Below are 21,172 nucleotides of genomic sequence, written 5' to 3' on the forward strand. Positions count from 1 at the left end.
GCGGCGCCCGCCGGTGCTCACGCCTTCGCCCCGGGCGGGGTGAAGGCCGCGAGCGGCTCGGAGCCCGACCAGTCGTGACCCCAGTAGCTGTCCGCGGTGATCTCTTCCGCCGTGTAGTACGTCTCGTCGACGAGCATGCCCTCGCAGCCGTACTCCAGGTCCCAGCCGCCGGGCGCCCGCACGTAGAACGACACCATCTTGTCGTTGGTGTGCCGGCCCAGGGTCGAGGAGAGCGGGAAGCCGAGCCGCCCCACGTTGTCGAGGGCCCGGCCCACCGCGTCCAGGGTGTCCACCTCGACCATCAGGTGGACGAGGCCCGGTGCCTCCCCGTGCGGTGCGGGGCAGACCGCGAGGCTGTGGTGGCGCTGGTTGACGCCCATGAAGCGGACCCGGCGCGGCGGGGCGTCGGGGTCCTGCTTGCTGATCTTGACAGCACCGCGCGGCAGGAAGCCGAGCACCTCGGTGTAGAAGGAGACGGTCTCCTCCATGCGCGTGGTGGGCAGCACGACATGGCCCATTCCCTGGGCTCCGGTGACGAAGTCCTGGCCGAGCCCGGTGAGCACCGGACTGTGGTCGAGCTCAGGTCCGAAGAACACCTCGACCGGGACGCCCGCCGGGTCCTCGAAGGCGAGGGCACGCTCCACTCCCCTCGCCTCCGTCTCCGTACGGGAGAGTTCCTTGACCGCCGTGCCCGAGGCCTCGACGGCCCGGCCGACCGCGGCAAGGGCGAACTGGTCGCGCACCTCCCAGCCGACGGCGACGACCTGGTCGGTGTCCCCGGGCAGCACGACGAGCCGGGCCCGGCGTTCGTCCATGCGCAGGTGCAGGCCGTCCGGTTCCGGCCCCGAGCCCTCGGCGAAGCCGAGGGCGTCGACGGTGAGTTCGCGCCAGCGGCCGATGTCCCGGCTCTGCACCCGGAGGTAGCCGAGTCCGCGGATCTGGGTCATGCGTTGCTCCTGTCTCGTACGCACTCGTCCGTTCTTATCCGTTCTCATCCGTTCTCGTTCTTTCTTATCCGTTCGCGTCCGCGCTCGTCCGCTCTCACCCGTTCTCGTCCGCTCTCACCCGTTCTCGTCCGCTCTCACCCGTTCTCGTCCATCGGGAAGTGCTAGATCATGGAGCGCATCGGGCCCTGTGGCGGCTCGACGCCGAGCTCGGTCAGGGCTGATGCGTGGAAGACCGATCCGGGTACGTGGATGGCGTGGGCGAGGCCGGTGTGCGCGTCGCGCCAGAACCGCTGGATGGGGTTGTCCAGGCGCATCGCGTTGCCGCCGGAGCGGGCGACGATCTCGTCGACGGCGCGTACCGCCCGCCAGGCCGCTGCGGCCTGGGTGCGTCGGCCGACAGCCCGCCGCTCGAAGGTGACCTCCTGGCCTGCCGCCACCATGTCGTAGAGCTCGCTGATGTTGCTCAGGAGCGCGGCCCGGGACGCGGCGATCTCGGCCGACGCGTCGCTGACCGCGTACAGGACGTAAGGGTCGTCCCTGACCGCCCGGCCGGTGATCTGGACGCGGTCACGCTGGTAGGCGAGGTGGTGGGCGAGGGCGCCTTCGCAGATGCCGATGACGGCGGCGGTGATGCCCAGCGGGAACGCGGCGGAGAACGGCAGCCGGTAGGCGGGGTTGGTCAGACCGGCCTCCTCCGCCAGGCTGCCGTCGACGACCTTGGCGTACTCGACGACGCGGTACGCGGGCACGAAGGCGTCGCGGACGATCACGTCCTTGCTGCCGGTGCCGCGCAGGCCGACCACGTCCCAGGAATCCTCGACGATCTCGTAGTCGGCGCGCGGCAGGATGACGTGCACGGACTGCGGCGGCGAAAGACGCTCGCCGTCGGCGTCGGCGAGGAAGCCGCCGAGGAAGATCCAGTCGCAGTGGTCGGTGCCGGAGGAGAACTGCCAGCGGCCGTTGAAGACATAGCCGTCGTCGACGGGCTTGAGCACGCCCATCGGCGCGTAGGGAGAGGCGATCCAGGTGTCCTGGTCCGCGCCCCAGATCTCCTGCTGCACCCGCGGGTCGGCCATCGCCATCTCCCAGGGGTGCACGCCGACCACACCGGCGACCCAGCCGGTGGCGCCGTCACAGGCGGCGATCTCCATGACGGTCTCGGCGAACTCCCGCGGATGCAGCTCAAGGCCGCCGTGCGTCTTCGGCTGGAGCATGCGGATCGCTCCGGTGTCCCGCAGGATCTTGGCCGCCTGGTCGTCCAGCTTGCCGATGGCCTCGTTCGCCGTGCCCAGCGCGCGGATCTCGTCGGCCCGCGCGAGGACGGCGTCAAGTACCGGATTGGACATGTGAGTTCTCACTTCCCTGACGAGGGGTTCCGTGACGAGGGGTTCCGTGACGAGGGGTTCCGTGACGAGGGGTTCCGTGACGAGGACTTCGCGGCGAGGGCGGCGGCGATCTCGATCAGCTGGTCCTCCTGGCCGCCTACGAGCTCGCGGCGGCCGGCCTCCAGGAGGATCTCGGCGCCGGAGACCCCGTACTTCGCCGCCTGCCGGTCGGCGTGCTTGAGGAAGCTGGAGTAGACACCCGCGTAGCCCATGGTCAGCGACATGCGGTCGAGCAGGCACTCGCCGTCCATCACGGGCCGTACGACGTCCTCGGCAGCGTCGATGATCTTCAGTACGTCGATGCCGGTACGGATGCCGAGCTTCTCGGCGACCGCCGCGAAGGCCTCGACCGGGGTGTTGCCGGCGCCCGCGCCGAAGCGGCGGGTCGAGCCGTCGATCTGCTGGGCGCCCGCGCGCACGGCGAGCACCGAGTTGGCGACGCCGAGGCCCAGGTTCTCGTGGCCGTGGAAACCGACCTGCGCGTCGTCGCCCAGCTCCGCGACGAGCGCCGCGATCCGGTCGCCGGCCTGCTCCATGACCAAGGCGCCCGCCGAGTCGACGACGTAGACGCACTGGCATCCGGCGTCGGCCATGATCCGGGCCTGGGCGGCCAGCACCTCGGGCGGCCTGCTGTGCGACATCATCAGGAACCCGACGGTCTCCAGGCCGAGTTCGCGGGCTAGCCCGAAGTGCTGGACGGCGATGTCGGCCTCGGTGCAGTGGGTGGCGATACGGCAGACGGATGCGCCGTTGTCCGCGGCCTCGCGGATGTCGTCCTGCAGGCCGAGACCGGGCAGCATCAGAAAGGCGATCTTCGCCTGGTGGGCCGTCTTCACGGCCGCCTTGATGAGTTCCTGTTCCGGTGTGTGGCTGAAGCCGTAGTTGAAGGACGATCCACCGAGTCCGTCGCCGTGCGCCACCTCGATGACGGGCACCCCGGCCGCGTCGAGCGCCGCGACCATGGACGTGACGTGGTCGACGGTGAACTGGTGCTGCTTGGCGTGCGATCCGTCCCTGAGGGACGAGTCGGTGACACGGATGTCCAGGTCGGAGCTGTAGGGCATGGCTGATGAACTCCTTGGGTTCAGGACGCGGCGCGCCGGGAGACGATCCGCTCGGCGAAGCCCTCGCCGACCTTCGTGGCGGCGGCGGTCATGATGTCCAGGTTTCCTGAGTACGGCGGCAGGAAGTCCCCCGCGCCCTCGACCTCGATGAAGACGGCGACCCGGGCGAGTGCGCCGCCGGCCGCGGTGGGCTCGTCGAACTGCGGCTCGGCGCGCAGCCGGTAGCCGGGCACGTACGACGCGACCCGCTCGACGGTCGCGCGCACCGATGCGGTGATCGCCGCCCGGTCGGCGTCGGCGGGGATCGCGCAGAACACCGTGTCCTGCATCAGCATCGGGGGTTCGGCGGGGTTGAGGATGATGACGGCCTTGCCGCGGGCCGCGCCGCCGATGGTCTCGATGCCCCTGCTGGTGGTGAGCGTGAACTCGTCGATGTTGGCCCGGGTGCCGGGGCCCGCCGACGCTGAGGCGACACTGGCCACGATCTCCGCGTACGCCACCTCGGTGACCCGCGAGACGGCGTGCACGACGGGGATCGTGGCCTGTCCCCCGCAAGTGATGAGGCTGACGTTGAGCGCGTCGAGGTGTTCGCCCAGGTTGACGGCGGGGACCACCGCGGGGCCGAGCGCGGCGGGTGTCAGGTCGACGGCCTGGATGCCGAGTTGCGCGTACTTGGGGGCGTTGGCCCGGTGCACGTACGCCGATGTGGCCTCGAAGACCAGGTCGGGCTTCACGTCCTGGGCGAGGAGCGGATCGACGCCTTCGGCGCCGGTGTGCAGCCCTTCCTCGGCCGCCCGTTTGAGGCCGGGGCTCTGTGCGTCGACCCCGATCATCCAGCGGGGCTCGATCGTCTCGGACCTCAGGAGTTTGTACATCAGGTCGGTTCCGATGTTCCCGGAGCCGACGATCGCGGCGGTCGCCTTGGTCACTGTTTCCAACCTCATCCGAATCGTGGGGTGCGGGCCGGGCGGAGGCCCACGGGGGCGTGTCGGCTCAGCCGTCGTAGGTGATACGGAGCCGGTCGCTGACCGGGAGTGCCTGGCAGGCAAGCAGCAGCCCGTCGGCGAGGTCGGCCGCGTCGAGCACTTCGTTGCGCTCCATGGCGGCCTCGCCCTCGACGACCACACAGGCGCAGGCGCTGCAGTTGCCCTCGCGGCAGGAGTAGGGGGCGTCGAGCCCTGCGGCGAGCAGTACGTCGAGCAGCTTGCTCTCCCGTGGCCAGGCCAACGACTGCTTCTCGCCGTCCAGTTCGACCTCCACCGTCCCGGCCGGGTTGCCGGGCGCCACCTCCAGCTCCGGCTCCGGCTCCGGCTCCGGCTCCGGCACCGTGAAGGGGTCGGAGGTCAGGGACGTGAACCGTTCGAGGGTCACGCGGTCCGGTGGGAGTCCGACCCGGGCGAGCGCGTCGGTGGTGAGGTCCATGAACGGTCCAGGACCGCAGACGAAGGCCCGGTGCGCTGCGTACGGCCGGGCGAGCGCCTGAACTGCCGTACGGGTGGGCCGGCCCTGCACGGACTCCAGCCAGTGCACGACGGTGAGCCGCTCCCCGTACTGCCTGCACAGGGCGGCGAGTTCGTCGCGGAAGATCACCGACTGTTCGTCGCGGTTCGCGTAGAGGAGGGTGACGGAGCCGGTCCCGGCGTGCAGGCAGGAGGAGAGGATGGACATCACGGGCGTGATGCCGCTGCCCGCGGCGCACAGGAGCAGGTCCTCGTCGAGCGAGTCCGGGGTGAACGTGCCTGCGGGGCGCAGGACTTCGAGGACATCGCCCTCGGTGACCCGGTCGCAGATCCAGTTCGAGCCGTAGCCGTCCGCGGTGCGTTTGACCGTGACCTTCAGGTTCTCGTCGCGCATCGGGGAGCTGCACAGGGAGTAGCAGCGCGCGACGGAGCCGCCCTCGCGCTCCGAAGGCACCCGGACGGTGAGGAACTGGCCGGGCTTGTAACGGAACTTGTCCGCGCTGCCTTGGGCGGGTTCGAGGATCAGCGAGTGGGCGTCGGCGGTCTCCTGGACGACCTTGACGACACGGACCGTGAGCGGGGTGCGGGAGGTCACGGCGCCTCCCCCGCGGCCTCTCCCGTCGCGGTCGCCACGGCGTCGGGGCCGGCCGCCGACGCGGCATGCCGGGCGGCGAGGTAGCCGAAGACGATGGAGGGGCCGATGGTGGCGCCGGGGCCCGCGTACTCGCCGCCCATCACGGGCGCCGAGGTGTTGCCGGTGGCGTACAGGCCCTGGATGGGGGAATCGTCCTCGCGCAGCACCCTGCTGTGCTCGTCGCAGACAAGGCCGCCCTTGGTGCCCAGGTCGCCGACCTCGATACGGATCGCGTAATAGGGCGCCTTGTCGATCTCGTCCAGGTTGGGGTTCTTCAGGGTCGGGTCGCCGTAGTAGCGGTCGTAGGCGCTGTCGCCGCGGCCGAACTCGGTGTCCTGGCCGGTGCGGGCGGAGCCGTTGAAGCGCTCGACGGTCTCGGCCAGGGTCTCTGCGGGCACACCGATCTTCCCGGCGAGTTCGGCGACGGTGTCGGCCCGGTGGACGGTGCCGTTCTCGTAGAACGCCTTGGGGAACGGCACGCCGGGCAGGATCTGGGCGAACGGATAGCGCGCCCGCGCCTTTGCGTCCATCACGAACCAGGCGGGGACATGACCGCCTTCCAGTTGTTCATGGACGAAGTTCACATACGGCGACGACTCGTTGGTGAAGCGGCGGCCCGCGGCGTTGACGATCACCGACGGGGGGATGCACCGCTCGGAGACCAGCGGGATCGTCGCACCGGCGGGGTGGTGCACGGACGGCATCCACCAGGCGTCGTCCATGAAGTCCAGGGCGGCGCCCACGGCCTGACCGGCGACGATGCCGTCCCCCACGTTCTCGGCGGCGCCCGCGCTGTGGATGGCGCGGCCGCCGTCCGGCAGATACTTCTCGCGCATCTCCAGGTTGTGGTCGAACCCGCCGGTCGCCAGGAGCACCCCGCGCCGTGCCCTGATGCGGATCTCCCGGCCCTCGTGGGTGGCGACGATGCCGGTGACGGTGTTCGTGTCGTCCACGACCAGGGACGACATGGGCGTACGGAGACGGAGCGGGACACCGGCGTCCTTGAGTGCCATCCGCAGCCGCGCCACCAGGGCCCGGCCGCCGGTCGCCATGTGGCGGCGGCGCACCACATTGGACGACACCCGCCAGGCGGCCACCACCGAGGCCCACCGTCCGCGCCAGGTGCGCTTGACCATGGCGAGATCCCGGTAGTCCTTGGCCGTGATCCAGAGGCCGAGCGGGCCCTTGAGGCTGTTGGGCCGCTGGAACCGCTCGTCGGGGCCCAGCTTGCGGGTGTCGAAGGGCAGCGCCTCGACGGACCGTCCGAGCGGCCGGCCACCGTCGTACTCGGGGTGGTAGTCGGCGTAGCCCTTGACCCAGAAGAAGCGCATCCACCGGCTCTCGCCGAGGAGTTCCATGGCGGCCGGGCCGTGGTCCACGTAGGCGTCGAGGCGGGCGGCGGGAACGCGGCCCTCGGTGAGGCGGTCGAGATAGCGCCGCACCGAATCGCGGCTGTCGTCGTGGCCCTTGGCACGCAGGGTGGGGTTGTTGGGGACCCAGATGCCGCCGCCGGAGATGCCGGTCGAGCCGCCGAACTTCCCGCCCTTCTCCACCACCACGGCCGACAGGCCGCTGTCCGCGGCGGTGAGGGCCGCCGCCATGCCCCCGCCGCCGCTGCCGACGATGACGAAGTCGTACTCCTCGTCCCAGGCGGTGTCTCCGCCGCGGGCGCTCACGCGGCGTCCTTGGTCGCGTCTTCGCGGGTCAGGAAGGCGAGGACCGCGCTCTCCCAGGCGGCCTTCTGCTCGATCATCACCCAGTGGCCGCAGTCCGGGAACACGTGCAACTCCCCGTCGGGGATGGTCCGCATGGGCAGGATCGACATGTCGACCGGGCTGACACGGTCGTCCCGGCCCCAGGTGAGCAGGGTCTTCGGCCTGAGCCGGTGCAGCAGCGCCCAGTACGGCGGCTCGCCGGAGGCGGCCGCTGCGGCGGCGCGGGCGGCGAAAGCCTTCGAGCCGTACATCAGACGGGCCGAGGCGAGCGTGTCCGGGTCCGTGGCCTGCGCCCACCGTTCCTCGACGAGCTCGTCGGTGACCAGGTTCTGGTCGTACACCATGGAGCGCAGCCAGCGCACCAGGCCGTCCCGTGTGGGGTTGTCGGTGAATTCGGTGAGCAGCCTGATGCCTTCACCCGGGCCGGGGCTGTAGAGGTTGCGCCCGATGCCGCCGATGGTGACGAGCCGCCGCACGCGATCGGGGTGGTCGAGGGCGAAGCGGGTGCCGACGATGCCGCCCATGGAGTTGCCGATCACGTCGACCCGCTGGAGCCCGAGGCCGTCGAGGAAGCGGACGACGGCGTCGCCCGCGGTGGCCAGGGGGTGGCCGTCGGCCGGGTCGCTGACCCCGAAGCCGGGGAACTCCAGGACCAGACAGCGGAAGTGCGGCGCGAACGCGGCCAGGTTGTCACGGTAGTTGCGCCACCCTGTGACGCCTGGGCCGGAGCCGTGCAACATCAGCAGAGGAGGGCCTTCACCCGCCTCGTGGTAGCGCAGCACCCCCTGGCCGGTCGCGAGTTCGCGCCGTGTGGAGTCGTGGCTCAGCTCCGTCATCATTCCTGCCCTCGGTTGACCCGTGATCGGCTTCTGCGGTCCGGCGACCTTTCCTGGTCCCGGTACGCGACGTACGCGACCGGTTCCCGGACGGTAGCCAGCGCGATCGGGCGCGAGCCGTGGGCGTCTCGGTCAGCGGGATGCGGGGGGAGCGGGGGCATCCGGGCTCGGGAAACCGGCGCGCCCCGGCGGGAGTTCCACTCATCGGGAACGCGCTCCGGCCGCCCCGCGGGCTGTCCTACGTTCGGCCCGTGCCCGTACCGGGGCACCTTGCCGCACCGGACCGTCGAGGTGAACCGATGACCGCCAAGTCCCCGACTCCACCCGTGGTTCCCGAGAAGTCGGCCCCCACGCCACAGCGGATGCGGCAGGCCCTCGGGGCCTTCGCGACCGGCGTCACCGTCGTCACGGGTCTCGCGCCGGACGGCGAGCCCGTGGGGTTCGCCTGCCAGTCGTTCGCGTCCGTCTCCCTCACGCCGCCCCTCGTACTGTTCTGCGCCGACCATCGGGGGCGCGCATGGCCGAGGATCAGGGAGTCAGGGCGTTTCACAGTGAACGTCCTCGGTGCGGAACAGTCGGATCTCTGCGGCAGGTTCGGCTCCGGCCGGGGCCGGAAGTACGAGGGGCTCGGCTGGGAGCTGTCCCCCTGGGGTACGCCGTCCTTGCCCGGGGTCCTCACCCGGGTCCACGCCGAAGTCCATGACGTACGGGGCGCGGGCGACCACGATGTGGTGACCGGCCGGGTCCTCGGCCTGGAGCCGGTGGCCGACGGCCGTCCGATGCTCTTCTTCCGCGGCGGCTTCGACGTCGAGAGCAGTCCGGGGCCGGCGGTGGCCCCCGGTCCCTGGGGCTGGGGCTGGGGCGACCGCTGGGGGTGACCCCCGGGGCCGCTGTCTCGTGAGGCGCTGTTTCCCTTCCAGGTGACGCCGCGTCACTGCCAGTCGCCGTACTGCCCGACCGCGAGCAGCCGGTCCATCGTCTGCGGCGACCAGGTTTCCTCCGGGGTGACCGCGGCCGCCCGGCGCGGCGTGCGGTCCGGTCCGTCCGGGGAAGGGAAGAGGTCGGCGGAGACCTGCCGCGCTCCGTCCGCGACCAGCGGGGCGACCTTCTCCAGCGGCATGTCTGCATCCCCGACGAGGGATATCGCGGCGACGGGACCTTCGGGACCACGGATCGCGGTCGCGACGCACGCGATGCCGGGGAAGCACTCGCCGCGCTCGAAGGCCAGGCCGCGGCGCTGCCGGATGCGGTGGAGCTCCTGGTGCAGGGTGCCGATGTCGGAAATGGTCCGCTGGGTCTGGCGGTTGATGGAGTTGCCCGCCCGCTGCTCCACCTCCTCCGGTTCGAGCCAGGCCAGCATCGCCTTGCCCAGGGCGGTGCAGTGGGCCGGGGCGCGGCCGCCGACACGGGAGGGCACCGAGGAGGCGAAGCGGCCGCCCGCCTTGTCGAGGTAGTGGACTTCCGCACCGTCGAGCACGGCGAGGTGGACGACCATGCCGGTGCGCATCTGCAGATGGTGGAGCCGGGTGGCCGCGGCCTCCCTTATACGGCCCTGCGAACCGTCGCCACCGCCGAGGCCGAGCGCGCGTCGGCCGAGTCCGTAACCGAAGCCGTTGTGCTCCAGCCAGCGCAGCCGGACCAACTGATCGAGGATCCGATGGGCCGTTGAGCGGGGCAGGTGGGTGGTGCGGGCCACGTCCTCCAGGGACCGCCGAACGGTGCAGCCTTCGAACACGTCCATGATCAGCGTTATGCGCTCGACCATCGACGGGGGCAGCTCGCGGCGGGCGGACACGTCCATGGCGGGAACACCTTCGACAACCGTCACAGGGGGCCTCCGGGCAAAGACTGAAATGAATTCTTGTTTTCCGGAATGTAACAGCGCCCCTGAGAGCCCGGGAAGCCCCGGGACCGCCAACGCCGAATCCGTCGCCCGGGTGCGCGGCGTGCGCGGCGAGCACGGCGAGCGCGGCCAGCACGGCGTGCGCGGCCAGTACGGCCAGCACGGCGTGCGCGGCGTGCACCTGCAGGAGGAGGCCGTCCGTGGCGGATGCGGCGGCCGCGACGGCCGTGGAACAGTTCGGCGGGCTCTACGTCGTGGTCAACAACGCGAGCGTCTCGCGGCAACGGCGGTCCGAGGAGCAGACCGACGACGACTGGCGCCTCGCCATGGACAGCGGCCTCTACGCCACTCGGACCTTCATGCTCGCGGCCCTGCCCGAGCCGAAGCGGGCCGGCGGCGGCTCAGTGACCACTTCGGCTCCGGAGTAGCCAAACTCCGTCGCGCTCAGCAACGTTGGCCAGAGTAAAGGCAGGCCGAGAAGAGGTCTAGACCCCAGACGTCTTACGTCCTCCCCTCCACTCCCTCAACATGGCGGGAGCAAGACAGACTTGATGACCAGACCACGATGGAGAGATGCCATGGGACGAAGCAAGAACGTGACGTTCGCGATCGGCGGATGCTTCGCACTCGCAAGCACCTTGGGGCTCCAAGCGCTTCCGGCCACTGCTGTCTCCGATGACGCTTCGCGTGCGACCAGTTCGGTACCGCCGGTCTCGCCGACCCCGCAGAAGCTCACTCGCGCTGGTGGCGACGCCTCTGTGACCAAGAAGGTGTTCGTCGTCGCCGACAAGGACACCGACCGCGCCGCTCTCGCCCGCCTCATACGGGAGTTGAAGGCACACGGCGCCAACCAGGTGCAGGTCGTCGCTCCTGGAAAGCTCCCCGACGCAGCCGCCCGGCTGCTCACCGTACGGCTCGGCCCGGCGACGCGCCCCGACGTCGGACGGGCACTCGGCGACACGGCCGTGCCTGATCACGCCGAGGGGTACGCCCTGCGGGTCAAGCGGTCCGGATCCGGTGCGGATATCGCCCTCGGCGGCAGGGACTCCGCAGGCCAGTTCTACGCCGTGCAGACCCTCCGCCAGCTGTTCAGCCGCACGGGCGGCGACCGCTGGAAGGTGTCGGGCGTGCGGGTCAGCGACTTCCCGTCGATGCCGCTCCGGGGGACGGTCGAGGGCTTCTACGGGCAGCCCTGGACGCATGCCGAGCGCCTCGACCAGATGGACTTCTACGGAGACGTCAAGGCCAACACCTACATCTACGCACCCAAGGACGACCCCTACCACCGGGGCAAGTGGCGCGAGCCCTACCCCTCGGACAAGCTGGCAGAACTCGGCGAGTTGGTGGACCGGGCGACGGCGAACCACGTGCGCTTCACCTTCGCGGTGTCCCCCGGCGAGTCGATCTGCTACTCCGATCCCGACGACCGCAAGGCTCTCAAGACCAAGCTCCAGGCTCTGTACGACCTGGGCACCCGCGACTTCTCCATCCCGCTCGACGACATCAACTACACCAGCTGGAACTGCGAAGCCGATCGGACGGCGTACGGCGAACCGGGTCGCGAGACAGCCGCCAAGGCTCAGGTCGACCTGCTCAACGACGTGCAGCGCGACTTCATCGCCACTCACGACGGCACCCGGCCGCTGCAGATGGTGCCCACCGAGTACGGCGACCTGACGGACACGGCCTACAAGAAGACCCTGCGGGACACCCTGGATCCGGCGGTCGAGGTGATGTGGACCGGTACGGCCGTCGTCCCGCCGGAGATCACCAATGACGACGCGGAAAAAGCGTCGAAGCTCTTCGGCCGCAAGGTCTTCGTCTGGGACAACTACCCCGTCAACGACTTCGGCAACACCAGCGGCCGGCTGCTGCTCGCACCGTACGACAAGCGTGAGGCCGGCCTCTCGGAACACCTCTCCGGCATCGTCGCCAACCCCATGAACCAACCGTACGCCAGCAAGGTGGCCGTATTCGGGGCCGCTGACTTCACCTGGAACGACCGTGCGTACGACGCCCGGAAGAGCTGGCCGCGGGCCATGTCCTACCTCGCGGGCGGTGACCGCGAAGCGACCGAGGCCCTTCTCGTCTTCGCCGACCTGCAGCACATGGCCCCGACCTTCGGCTCCACGCCCTGGCAGCCGCAGGCCCCCGAACTGGCCCAGCGCGTAACGGAGTTCTGGAAGGCCTGGAACGAGGGGAACCACACCGAGGCACTCAAGAGGCTTCGCGCCTACGCCACCGCCATCGAAGGCGCCCCGGACACCATCCGTGGCGGAGCAGTGCAGAACGGGTTCGTCGTCGACGCCGCGCCCTGGCTGGACGCCACCGAGCTGTGGGGCAAGGCAACGGTGAAGATGGTCGACGCGCTCGCGGCACGGCAGGACGGCGACGAGGAGGCCGCGGACCGTCTCCTTGCCGAGTCCACCGACCTGCGGCAACAGGCCGAATCCGTACGGGTCGATCCGCCGCGCAACTCATGGGGCAAGGTCCAGCCCAAGATCGGCGACGGTGTACTGGACACGTTCCTGGACAAGGCCGCAAAGGTCGCGAGCGGCGAGGCAGAGGCAGAGGCAGCGCTTGGGTAAGCCTCAAGCCTCCGTCTGCTGATGAACGAGGCCTGTGCGCTGCCCAGACGGGCAGCGCACAGGCGCGCCAGGACCGCGGATCAAGGCGGCGCTGGAGCCGGCATCGACCCGGATTCTGAGCCGTTGCCGACGCCGGGGCGGAGGGGCGGGCCCGTACGGGACCGGCGCCACGTGGCCATCGGGATTGTGTGGAACCTGGCCACCGGTGCGTGGCCACCGGTGCATGGCCACCACACCCGGCGCAGGCGGAGGGCCGCACTCCGCACCCCGGATGACCGCGGCCTGCCCCGCGTAAATCCCCAGCTCAGCGCACCCGCCCCCGCGGCTTCAGCGGTACGGCGGGCAGCTCAGGAGCAGGCAGCGAGTCCCCCTCGTACCCCTTCACCTCACCGAACCTGTCACCACCCATCCAGTCCGAACGCGCCTGCGCGATCTCCTCGTTGGAGCGCCCGACGAAGTTCCACCACATCACGATCTCCTCCGCGAACGGCTCGCCGCCGAGGAGCATCAGGCCCGCGTCCGACTCCGCGCGCAGGGGGAGTTCCGTGCGGCCGCAGCCGAGGTAGAGCATCGAGCCGGGGAGGACCGGGACTTCGTCCACGTGGACCTCGCCGGACATGGCGAGGATCGCGTACTCGAAGTCCGGTTCCAGGGGGAGTTGGACGTCCGCACCCGCCGTGAGGGCGAGGTCGGCGCCGACGATCGGGGTGTACGTCGTACCGGGGGACGTCGCGCCGTCGAGCGAGCCGAGGATGACCGTGGCCGTGAGGCCGGGGGCCGTGGCGCGGGGCAGGGTGGCGTGGTGTTCGAAGTGGGCGTCGACGTGGCGGTGGCTGTCCGGCAGGGCGACCCAGAGCTGGGCGCCGTGCAGGTAGCGCGGGTGGGGCACCGGGGACTGTTCGGAGTGGCTGATGGCGCTGCCGGAGGTCATGAGGGCCAGCTCGCGCGGGTGCACGGTCGCGTGGCTGCCGAGGGAGTCCCGGTGCAGGACCTCGCCCTCGTGCAGCCAGCTGACGGTCTGCAGGCCCTGGTGCGGGTGGGGCGGGACCTGCATGCCGGGCTCGGAGGCGATGTCGTCGGGGCCGTAGTGGTCCACGAAGCACCAGGCGCCGACCATGCGGCGGCCCAAGTTGGGGAGCAGTCGGCGGACTTCGGTGGACTCGCCGAGCTGGACGTGGCGCGGGGCGAGGAGTTCACGTACCGGCTCGGCGACGACGAAGCCTCGCCCGCCGCAGACGGACAGGGTGGCCTGACGGTCTAGGTTGCTCATGCCGGACAAACTAGCGGAGACTCGTACGTTCAGATACGGCCCGACGGGGTCGCGTCGTCCGCTCGGGTGCCGTCGTACGGCTGCCGCCGGGGGCTCAGGGCCCGGTGTCCGCCAGCGGGGCGGCGAGGCCGAGGCAGAAGCCGAGGCAGAAGCCGAAGCCGATGCCGGACCACCGGCCTGACAGCCCTGAGCCGTTGCGCCCTCTCCGGGGGCGGGGACACCAACAGGCCGAAGGACAGCGGGTTCCGGTGCGGCGGGCAGGGCGAGGGCGAGCAGGGTGATGACGGCGAGGTGCAGGCCCGCGAAGACGCCGTCCGGGACGACGGGTTGCCGAGGGTCCACCGCCGCCCCGGGTCCGGCATCGGGCCAGTCGGACCAGTAGCCTGCCCCGGCAGGCGGCAACGGACGAAGGGGCAGGCATGTGGGGTAGGCGACGGAGCAGCGGTACGGGCCCGGTGGTGCAGGCGGCGGTGATCGGCGCCCAAGGGCACGGCAAGAGCACGCTCGTACGGGCGTTGGCCGAGGCGTTGCCCCAGGAGTTCCGGCAACCGTCCCCGCCGTCCCCGCCGTCCGGGCCGTCCGGGCCGTCCGAACGGTCGGGGCTGTTCGCCACGGCTCGTGGCCCGTACCAGCTGTACGACTGCCTCGGTCTGGACGACTTCCGGTCCCGGCTCGCCGTCGGGGCGCACCAGTTGGGAGGTGCCCTGCTCGTCGTCTCCGCCCAGGACGGGCCGCTGCCCGAGACGCGGGAGTACCTGGCGGCGGCGCGGGCGGCCGGGGTGGCACGGATCGCGGTGTTCCTCGGCAAGCGCGACCTGGTCGACGACGCCGAGATCAACGAGCTGGTCGAGCTGGAAATACGCGAACTGCTGCACGAGGAGGGGTACCCCGGCGACCACTGCCCGGTGGTCCACGGCTCTGCGTTGCAGGCCGTACAGAAGGCCGGGTCCCGCAGGGAGCGCAGCGACATGGTGCGTCTGGCCGAGGCCCTTGACCGTCACTTCGGCTGACACCGGTCGGCACGCGCCAGGCGGCACGAGGCGTGGCGCTCAGCGGTCCCGGGGGCGGCGGTCTCGGGGGCGGCGGTCCCGGGGGCGGCGGTCTCGGGGGTCGGCGGCCCCGGGGGTTCCTTCGTCACCCGAGCGATGACCCCGGCACCGCCCTCTTCGCGTCGTGCCGCCCGTCATCGACTTGCGTCCGACGCGGTCGCCGAAGCAGGAAGTCGTAGAACGTGCAGACGTACAGGCGTACAGGCATACATGTCGCTCATCCGCTCAGTCTGCGAGCGCGGTGGTGACGCACCGTCACGCCGGGGCGGGCACACGGTCCCGTACAGTCGGAACGTCGCACAGGACGCCACCGGTCCCCGCCCGGCGGGACAGCCGTGACGCCGTGCGGCCGGAGCACACCGGAATCCCGGTCCGCCGGACTCCCCGCCCCCGGACTCCCCCGGCCCCCGGACTCCCCGGAAGGAAGGCCCCGTGAGCGACGACGCGCCGAGCGGTGTCCTGGCCAAGGCCCTCACCGTGCTGCAGGCGTTCACCGTCGAGGACACGACCCTGGGCTTCGCCGAGCTGCAGCGCCGTACGGACTTCGCGAAGAGCACCCTGCACCGGGTCCTCGGCGATCTGGTGGCCGCCCGGCTTCTCGACCGGGTCGAAGGGCGCTACCGCCTGTCCGGGCTGGTCTTCGAGCTGGGCATGCGCGCGTCGGTCGAGCGCGGACTGCTCGAAGTGGCCACGCCCTTCCTTGAGGACCTCTACGTACGCACCCACGAGCTCGTCCACCTGGGCACGCGCGAGGGCGCGGAGGTCGTCTACGTCGCCAAGATGGGCGGCCACCGGCAGGCCGACTCCCCGTCGAGGCTCGGCGGGCGGATGCCGTTGCACGCGACGGCGATCGGGAAGGTGCTGCTGGCGCACGCCCCGGCCGAGGTGCGCGAGGCCACGCTGCGCGGACCCCTGGACCGCAAGGCGCCCCGGACCATCACCAACGTGGACGTCCTGTCCCGGCAGCTGGCCGACGTCGTCACGAGCGGCGTCGCGTTCGAGTACGAGGAGTCCGCGGTCGGCATCGTCTGCGTTGCGGCCGGAGTCTTCGACCCGTCGGACGAGGTCGTGGCGGCGGTCAGCGTGACGGGCCCGGTGCACCGGTTCCAGCCCGCCCGGCACGCGGGCAGCGTGCGCGCGGCCGCGGCCGGGATCTCGGCGACCCTCGGCCGCCGCGCGGAGCTGCGCAACCACTGACCTCGCCGCCGGGACCTCGCCACCGAAAGCCCCACGCCCAGCAAAGACACCTACGGCCCCGGCAGCCACACCGACTGGGAGTGGATCGAGACCGCGGCGGCGCACATCCACAACGCCCGCCTCACCACCCTTCTGCTGCCCGGCATCGGCACCATCGAGGAGCTCAAGCGGGCGTACGCGCTCGGGGTGCGCTCGGTGCGGGTCGCCACGCACTGCACCGAGGCCGACGTCTCGGCCCAGCACATCGCCACCGCCCGCGAGTTGGGCATGGCCGTCTCCGGCTTCCTGATGATGAGCCACCTGGCCGACGCCGCGACGCTCGCCCGGCAGGCCAAGCTGATGGAGTCGTACGGCGCCCACTGCGTCTACGTCACCGACTCCGGCGGCCGCCTGATGATGGACGGCGTACGCGAACGGATGCGCGCCTACCGGGACGTGCTCGACCCCGCCACCGAGATCGGCATCCACGCCCACGAGAACCTGTCGCTCGCCGTCGCCAACTCCATGGTCGCGGTGGAGGAGGGCGTGACCCGGGTGGACGCCTCCCTGGCAGGCCAGGGCGCGGGCTCGGGCAACTGCCCCGTCGAACCGTTCGTCGCGGTCGCCGACCTCAACGGCTGGGCGCACGGCTGCGACCTCTTCGCCCTGCAGGACGCGGCCGAGGACCTGGTGCGCCCGCTGCAGGACCGCCCGGTCCGGGTGGACCGCGAGACCCTCACGCTCGGCTACGCCGGGGTCTACGGCTCCTTCCTCCGCCACGCCGAGACGGCGGCCGAGCGCTACGGCGTCGATGTCCGCACGATCCTCGTCGAGGTCGGCAGGCGCGGCCTCGTCGGCGGCCAGGAGGACATGATCGTGGACGTGACGCGGTCCAGGGCGCCTTCTCCGCCGTGCGGTCCTTCGTGGCGGAGTACGACCCCACGCCGGTCGTGTCCTTCGCGCCCGACCACTGCAACGGCTTTGGCGGCGCGCGGCGCAGCGCGGTAGGCGGGTGGCGCCGCGGGCCGGTGACGGCGGCCCGGTCACAGGCCCGGCGCGCCCCAGACGGGGAACCAGCGGGCGAGGTCCGGCTCGATGCGCAGGTCGTCCTTGAGCAGCGCCCTGATCTGGAGTTCCAGGGCGTTGTCCCGCTGCTCGACCCCGCCCGGCCGCGGGGCGAAGGGGTAGAACGCGCCGCGCTTGTAGAGGTAGACGAGGGCGAGCGAGCACGGTCCGGAGTCGCGGAAACCCATCAGGGAACAGAGCAGCTGGGGGCCGAAGCCGCCGTCCTGGAGGAGGGTGTTGACGGCGTGCAGGTCGTTCACCAGGGCCGCGGTGTCCTCCGGCGGCTGCCGGGCGAGCAGCCAGGTGTAGCCGTACGCGTCCTGGCTGAACTCGACCGGGATGCCGCCGCGCCCGGTGTCCGCGTCGAGCAGGGCCCGTACCTCCTGCTGGACCCGGTTGAACGCCCCGCCCTCGACGCTCGCGAAGCAGACCGAGCCGAGGCCGGTCGGCAGGAACCCCGGCCCCGCCTGGAGGGTGACGGCCGCGGAGGGGAGGCCGAAGAGCTGGTCGAGGTCGGGGCGCACGGGCTTGCTGCGGCCGAGGATCGCGTCGAGGAAACCCATGGGTGTGGCTCCTTCCGGGTTCCGAGCAGGGGTTCCGGGAGCACGTGTTCCGAGCACCGGTCCCGAGCACGGGTTCCGAGCACGGTTCCGAGCACGGGTTCCGAGCACGGTCGGCCCGGTCAGCGGCCCAGCTCGGTCGAGATACGGGCGAGCTGGTCGAGGCGCTGCTCCAGCGTCGGGTGCGAGTCAAGGAGCCTGCTCAGGCTCTCCTTGGAGGAGAAGGCCGGGGCGAAGTAGAAGGCGTTGAACGGCTCCGCCTTGCGCAGGTCCCGGGTCGGGATCCTCGCCATCTCCCCGGTGACCTTGGTGAGCGCCGAGGCCAGCGCCGACGGGCGGCCGGTGAGCAGCGCGGCCGCCCGGTCGGCGGACAGCTCGCGGTAGCGCGAGAGGAGTCTGGTGAGCAGGAAGCTGATCGCGTAGACCACCGCGCTGACCAGCGGAATCAGCAGCAGCGCGATCCCGACACCGCTGTCCCGGTTGCCGCCTGCCCGGGAGAATCCGCCCCACAGGGCGACCCTGGTGATCATGCCGGCCAGGACTCCGAGGAACGCGGCGACGGTCATGACCGCGACATCGCGGTGGGCGACGTGCGACATCTCATGGGCCAGGACGCCCTCCAGCTCCTCGGGCTCCAGCCGGTGCAGCAGCCCGGTCGTGGCACAGACCAGAGCCGTACGCTCGCTGCGGCCGGTGGCGAAGGCGTTCGGGACGTCGCTCCGGGCGATGGCCACCCGCGGCTTGGGCATGTCGGCGAGTGCGCAGATCCGGTCGACGGCGCCGTGGAGCTCGGGCGCCTGCTCGGGGGTGACCTCGCGCGCTCCCATGCTGAAGGCGGCGATCCGGTCGCTGAACCAGAACTGCGCGACGAACAGGACGCCCGCGACGATCACGATCATCGGCCAGGCGTCCCGCAGCAGCACGAGGAGGACTCCGATGAAGACCACGTACAGCAGCCCGATGAGGAACATGGTGGTCACCATGCGGGTGGTCAGTCCCCGGTCGGCGGTGTACCGCGACTGAAGGGCCATGGCTCGATCCTCCGTCAGGCCCCGGCGCTGCCGGGCGCCGCTTCCGGAGCGGTCTGCTGCTCCGTTACCTCGATTCTCTCTCTTCTCTGGGGTACGTCAGCCGGGGTACGTCAGCCTCCTCTGGGGTACGTCAGGTGACCGGGGCCGTCAGCGCTCCGGGGGCGCGAATTCCGGCATCTCGCCCCCGGTCGTGGTCGTGTCGATCACGGCGAAGGCGGCGCCCTGCTGGTCGGCGACCACGGCGAAGCGGCCGAAGGGCATGGTCATCGGGTCGAGGAACACCTGGCCGCCGAGACGCTGGACGGTGGCGACGGCCTCGTCGCAGTCCTCCACGCCGAAGTACACGCTGATGTACGGCGGGACCTCGGCCGGGATGTCGTCGCCCATCTTGCACCGGCCGATCACCGGCGCCCCGTCGACCTCCCACACATGGAAGTCGACGGTGTCGTCCACGACCCGCTTCACTCCGAAGCCGAAGACGGCGGGGAAGAACGCGTCGGCCGCGGCCGTGTCGCGGGTGTTGACCTCGGCCCAGCAGAAGGACCCGGGCCCGCCCATCGCCTCAAAGCCCTGGTGCTGACCCGCCTGCCACACGCTGAAGTGCACACCGCTCGGGTCCTGGGCGCTGACCATCTTGCCGAACTCGCCCACGGGCATGGGCTCCATCAGCAGCTTGCCGCCGTTGGCGGTGATCTGCTCCGCCGTCGCCGCCACGTCCGAGGAGGCGAAGTAGAGGTTCCAGGCGGCGGGCTGCCCCGCCATCTCGGGCAGCTGCGGTACGACGGCGCCGACGGGCTTGCCGTTCACGTTCGCCTGCGTGTAGCCGCCGAAATCGGGCGAGCTCTCGTCGTAGGTCCAGCCGAGCAGCTCGCCGTAGAACTCCTTGGCGGCGCCCAGGTCGGGGAACATGGCGTCGGCCCAGCAGGGTGCGCCGTCCGAAAATGCGGTCATGGTGGTCAAGCCCTTTCCCGCCCCCGGCCGATGCTGCGGTTCTCACTGCCGCAGCCGCTGTCACTGTCTCTGCCAAGGTAGGCGGCGCAGGGGCGGGGCGCACGGTGGGGCGGGGGCACGCGAGAGGCTGTGGGGGTCAGTCGGCGGCCGTCCCGGTGTGCAGGCGTCGGTGCAGTTCTCTGACCTCCTCGACCAGCTCGGGGACCGGGCCCTCGACCGTGACGTCCGGGGCGACGTCGTTGACCGGCAGCGGCCGTACGGGCGCCGACGGGACGCCCAACTCGGCCAGCCAGGCGCCGAGTTGGGCGGAGGACGCGACGTACACGATGCGGCCGAGGCCCACCCACGCGTGCGCGGCGGAGCACATCGGGCAGTGCTCGCCGGACGTGTACACGGTGGCGGCGGCACGCTCCGGCGGGCTCAGGTGCCCCGCGGCCCAGCGGGCGAGGGCGAACTCGGGGTGCTGGGTGTGGTCACCGCCGGCCACCCGGTTGCGGTCCTCGGCGAGGACCTTGCCTTCGGCGTCCACGAGCACCGAGCCGAAGGGCTCGTCCCCGGCGTCGAGCGCTTCGGCGGCCAGCTCGACGCACCGGCGCAGAAAATGCAGTTCGGCGGCTTCCACACGTGGTCCTTTCCGTCCTCCGCCCCGCCCGTTCAGCAGGTTCAGCAGGTTCAGCAGGTTCAGCGGTCCACCGTAGCCGGGGCGTGCACGCACTCCTCGATGACCGCGGCCACCTGCTGGGCGGCGGGTGCGGTGTGCGGTGTGCGGCGGCCCAGGACCAGTTCGACGGTTTCCGGCTCCGCGAGCGGTACGTACGTGACACCGTCGAGGCGCAGGCTCTGCACGGACTCGGGTACGAGTGCCACGCCGTGTCCGGCGGCCACGAGGACGACGAGGGTGGCGGTCTCACCGACCTCGACGAGGGACGGGGGCTGGAATCCGGCCTGGCGGCAGGCGTTCAGGACGCGGTCGTGCATGGCGGACCGCGGCCCGGCCGGGTGGATGACGAAGGGTTCGCCCGCGAGGGAGGCCAGGGGGATCGCATGGCCGGCCGCCAGGGGGTGGTGGGCCGGCAGCACGGCGACCAGCTTCTCGGTGCGCAGCGGCGTGACGCTCACCGACTCGGGTGCGGTGGCGGAGCGGAAGACGGCCAGGTCGTACGTGCCGGCGAGCAGGCCGTCCACCAACTGCGGGGTGAGCAGTTCGCCGTGCAACTCCAGGGCGATCTGGGGCAGTTGGGCCCGTACCGTACGGGCGACGCGGGGCAGGACGTCGTACGTGGCCGTGCCGATGAAGCCGACGGAGACCCGGCCCGCTCGGCCGGTGGCGAGCTCCGTCATGTGGAGGCGGGCCCGCTCGGCCTCGGCGAGCAGCGTGCGCGCGTACCCGGTCAGCTCGCGGCCCGCCTCGGTGAGCTCGACGTGCCGGGTGGACCGGTGGAACAGCGGTGTCCCCAGCTCGCGCTCCAGCTGCTTGATCTGCTGGGACAGGGCGGGCTGCGCGACGTGCAGCCGGGCCGCCGCGCGCCCGAAGTGGCACTCTTCGGCGAGCGCGAGGAAGTAGCGGACCTGGCGGAGTTCCATGAAGCCATTCTACG

Annotated in this window: 19 protein-coding genes and 1 pseudogene; 6 read left to right on the forward strand and 14 right to left on the reverse strand. The window is 71.2% G+C overall.

Annotated features, from left to right (window positions below; all coding sequences use genetic code 11):
• Positions 1 to 17 precede the first annotated feature (17 nt).
• The 7 genes from QIS99_RS20220 to QIS99_RS20250 form a co-directional block, all read right to left on the reverse strand.
• Positions 18 to 947 carry a VOC family protein gene (locus QIS99_RS20220; protein ID WP_282514963.1) on the reverse strand — a complete coding sequence of 310 codons (930 nt, stop codon included), beginning with the start codon at positions 945 to 947 and terminating at the stop codon, positions 18 to 20.
• A gap of 161 nt (positions 948 to 1,108) precedes the next feature.
• Positions 1,109 to 2,293, reverse strand: coding sequence for an acyl-CoA dehydrogenase family protein (locus tag QIS99_RS20225; RefSeq protein ID WP_282514964.1), 1,185 nt, complete (start codon positions 2,291 to 2,293; stop codon positions 1,109 to 1,111).
• An 8-nt stretch (positions 2,294 to 2,301) separates the two neighbouring features.
• On the reverse strand, positions 2,302 to 3,396 hold the full coding sequence (gene dmpG, locus QIS99_RS20230; protein ID WP_282514965.1) for a 4-hydroxy-2-oxovalerate aldolase: 1,095 nt from the start codon (positions 3,394 to 3,396) through the stop codon (positions 2,302 to 2,304).
• Between the two features lie 20 nt (positions 3,397 to 3,416).
• The gene (locus QIS99_RS20235) at positions 3,417 to 4,340 is read right to left on the reverse strand and encodes an acetaldehyde dehydrogenase (acetylating) (RefSeq protein ID WP_282514966.1); all 924 of its coding nucleotides are present in this window, start codon (positions 4,338 to 4,340) and stop codon (positions 3,417 to 3,419) included.
• A 49-nt stretch (positions 4,341 to 4,389) separates the two neighbouring features.
• Positions 4,390 to 5,451 carry a ferredoxin--NADP reductase gene (locus tag QIS99_RS20240; protein ID WP_282514967.1) on the reverse strand — a complete coding sequence of 354 codons (1,062 nt, stop codon included), beginning with the start codon at positions 5,449 to 5,451 and terminating at the stop codon, positions 4,390 to 4,392.
• Positions 5,448 to 7,166: an FAD-binding protein gene (locus QIS99_RS20245; protein ID WP_282514968.1), complete on the reverse strand. Its 1,719-nt coding sequence runs from the start codon at positions 7,164 to 7,166 to the stop codon at positions 5,448 to 5,450. Before QIS99_RS20245 ends, QIS99_RS20240 begins: the two co-directional genes overlap by 4 nt.
• Positions 7,163 to 8,041, reverse strand: coding sequence for an alpha/beta fold hydrolase (locus QIS99_RS20250; RefSeq protein ID WP_282514969.1), 879 nt, complete (start codon positions 8,039 to 8,041; stop codon positions 7,163 to 7,165). Before QIS99_RS20250 ends, QIS99_RS20245 begins: the two co-directional genes overlap by 4 nt.
• A gap of 299 nt (positions 8,042 to 8,340) precedes the next feature.
• Here QIS99_RS20250 and QIS99_RS20255 point away from each other — a divergent pair, with 299 nt between their 5' ends.
• Positions 8,341 to 8,919 carry a flavin reductase family protein gene (locus QIS99_RS20255; protein ID WP_282514970.1) on the forward strand — a complete coding sequence of 193 codons (579 nt, stop codon included), beginning with the start codon at positions 8,341 to 8,343 and terminating at the stop codon, positions 8,917 to 8,919.
• 53 nt (positions 8,920 to 8,972) lie between these two features.
• On the opposite strand, the gene QIS99_RS20260 is transcribed toward QIS99_RS20255, so the two are convergent.
• Entirely contained in the window at positions 8,973 to 9,842 is an 870-nt protein-coding gene (locus QIS99_RS20260; protein WP_282514971.1) for an IclR family transcriptional regulator, read from the reverse strand.
• Positions 9,843 to 9,928: 86 nt separating this feature from the next.
• Here QIS99_RS20260 and QIS99_RS20265 point away from each other — a divergent pair, with 86 nt between their 5' ends.
• Both QIS99_RS20265 and QIS99_RS20270 read left to right on the forward strand, forming a co-directional pair.
• Complete coding sequence (locus QIS99_RS20265) at positions 9,929 to 10,312, forward strand: SDR family NAD(P)-dependent oxidoreductase (RefSeq protein ID WP_282515001.1); 384 nt, start codon at positions 9,929 to 9,931, stop codon at positions 10,310 to 10,312.
• Positions 10,313 to 10,462: 150 nt separating this feature from the next.
• Positions 10,463 to 12,472, forward strand: coding sequence for a beta-N-acetylhexosaminidase family protein (locus tag QIS99_RS20270; protein ID WP_282514972.1), 2,010 nt, complete (start codon positions 10,463 to 10,465; stop codon positions 12,470 to 12,472).
• Between the two features lie 304 nt (positions 12,473 to 12,776).
• Here QIS99_RS20270 and QIS99_RS20275 read toward each other — a convergent pair whose 3' ends face one another.
• A complete protein-coding gene (locus tag QIS99_RS20275; protein WP_282514973.1) occupies positions 12,777 to 13,742 on the reverse strand; it encodes a pirin family protein in 966 nt (321 codons plus the stop codon).
• 419 nt (positions 13,743 to 14,161) lie between these two features.
• Here QIS99_RS20275 and QIS99_RS20280 point away from each other — a divergent pair, with 419 nt between their 5' ends.
• The 3 genes and pseudogenes from QIS99_RS20280 to dmpG (QIS99_RS20290) form a co-directional block, all read left to right on the forward strand.
• Positions 14,162 to 14,752: a GTP-binding protein gene (locus QIS99_RS20280; protein ID WP_282514974.1), complete on the forward strand. Its 591-nt coding sequence runs from the start codon at positions 14,162 to 14,164 to the stop codon at positions 14,750 to 14,752.
• Between the two features lie 471 nt (positions 14,753 to 15,223).
• Positions 15,224 to 15,988, forward strand: coding sequence for an IclR family transcriptional regulator (locus QIS99_RS20285; RefSeq protein ID WP_282514975.1), 765 nt, complete (start codon positions 15,224 to 15,226; stop codon positions 15,986 to 15,988).
• Positions 15,989 to 16,036: 48 nt separating this feature from the next.
• Positions 16,037 to 16,852 (forward strand): annotated as a pseudogene (dmpG, locus tag QIS99_RS20290) (4-hydroxy-2-oxovalerate aldolase); the annotation flags it as partial.
• Between the two features lie 158 nt (positions 16,853 to 17,010).
• Here the strand turns inward: dmpG (QIS99_RS20290) and pspAB are convergent.
• The 5 genes from pspAB to QIS99_RS20315 all read right to left on the reverse strand — a co-directional run bounded on the left by pspAB (position 17,011) and on the right by QIS99_RS20315 (position 21,158).
• A complete protein-coding gene (gene pspAB, locus QIS99_RS20295; protein ID WP_282514976.1) occupies positions 17,011 to 17,595 on the reverse strand; it encodes a PspA-associated protein PspAB in 585 nt (194 codons plus the stop codon).
• A 119-nt stretch (positions 17,596 to 17,714) separates the two neighbouring features.
• Entirely contained in the window at positions 17,715 to 18,623 is a 909-nt protein-coding gene (gene htpX / locus QIS99_RS20300) for a zinc metalloprotease HtpX (protein ID WP_282514977.1), read from the reverse strand.
• A gap of 147 nt (positions 18,624 to 18,770) precedes the next feature.
• A complete protein-coding gene (locus tag QIS99_RS20305; protein ID WP_282514978.1) occupies positions 18,771 to 19,574 on the reverse strand; it encodes a VOC family protein in 804 nt (267 codons plus the stop codon).
• A gap of 136 nt (positions 19,575 to 19,710) precedes the next feature.
• Positions 19,711 to 20,196 carry a nucleoside deaminase gene (locus QIS99_RS20310; RefSeq protein WP_282514979.1) on the reverse strand — a complete coding sequence of 162 codons (486 nt, stop codon included), beginning with the start codon at positions 20,194 to 20,196 and terminating at the stop codon, positions 19,711 to 19,713.
• A gap of 59 nt (positions 20,197 to 20,255) precedes the next feature.
• Positions 20,256 to 21,158 (reverse strand): LysR substrate-binding domain-containing protein, encoded by a 903-nt coding sequence (locus QIS99_RS20315; RefSeq protein WP_282514980.1) that lies wholly within the window; start codon positions 21,156 to 21,158, stop codon positions 20,256 to 20,258.
• Between the last annotated feature and the right edge of the window lie 14 nt (positions 21,159 to 21,172).

Source organism: Streptomyces solicavernae, from assembly GCF_029968095.1.
GTDB classification, from domain to species: domain Bacteria; phylum Actinomycetota; class Actinomycetes; order Streptomycetales; family Streptomycetaceae; genus Streptomyces; species Streptomyces solicavernae.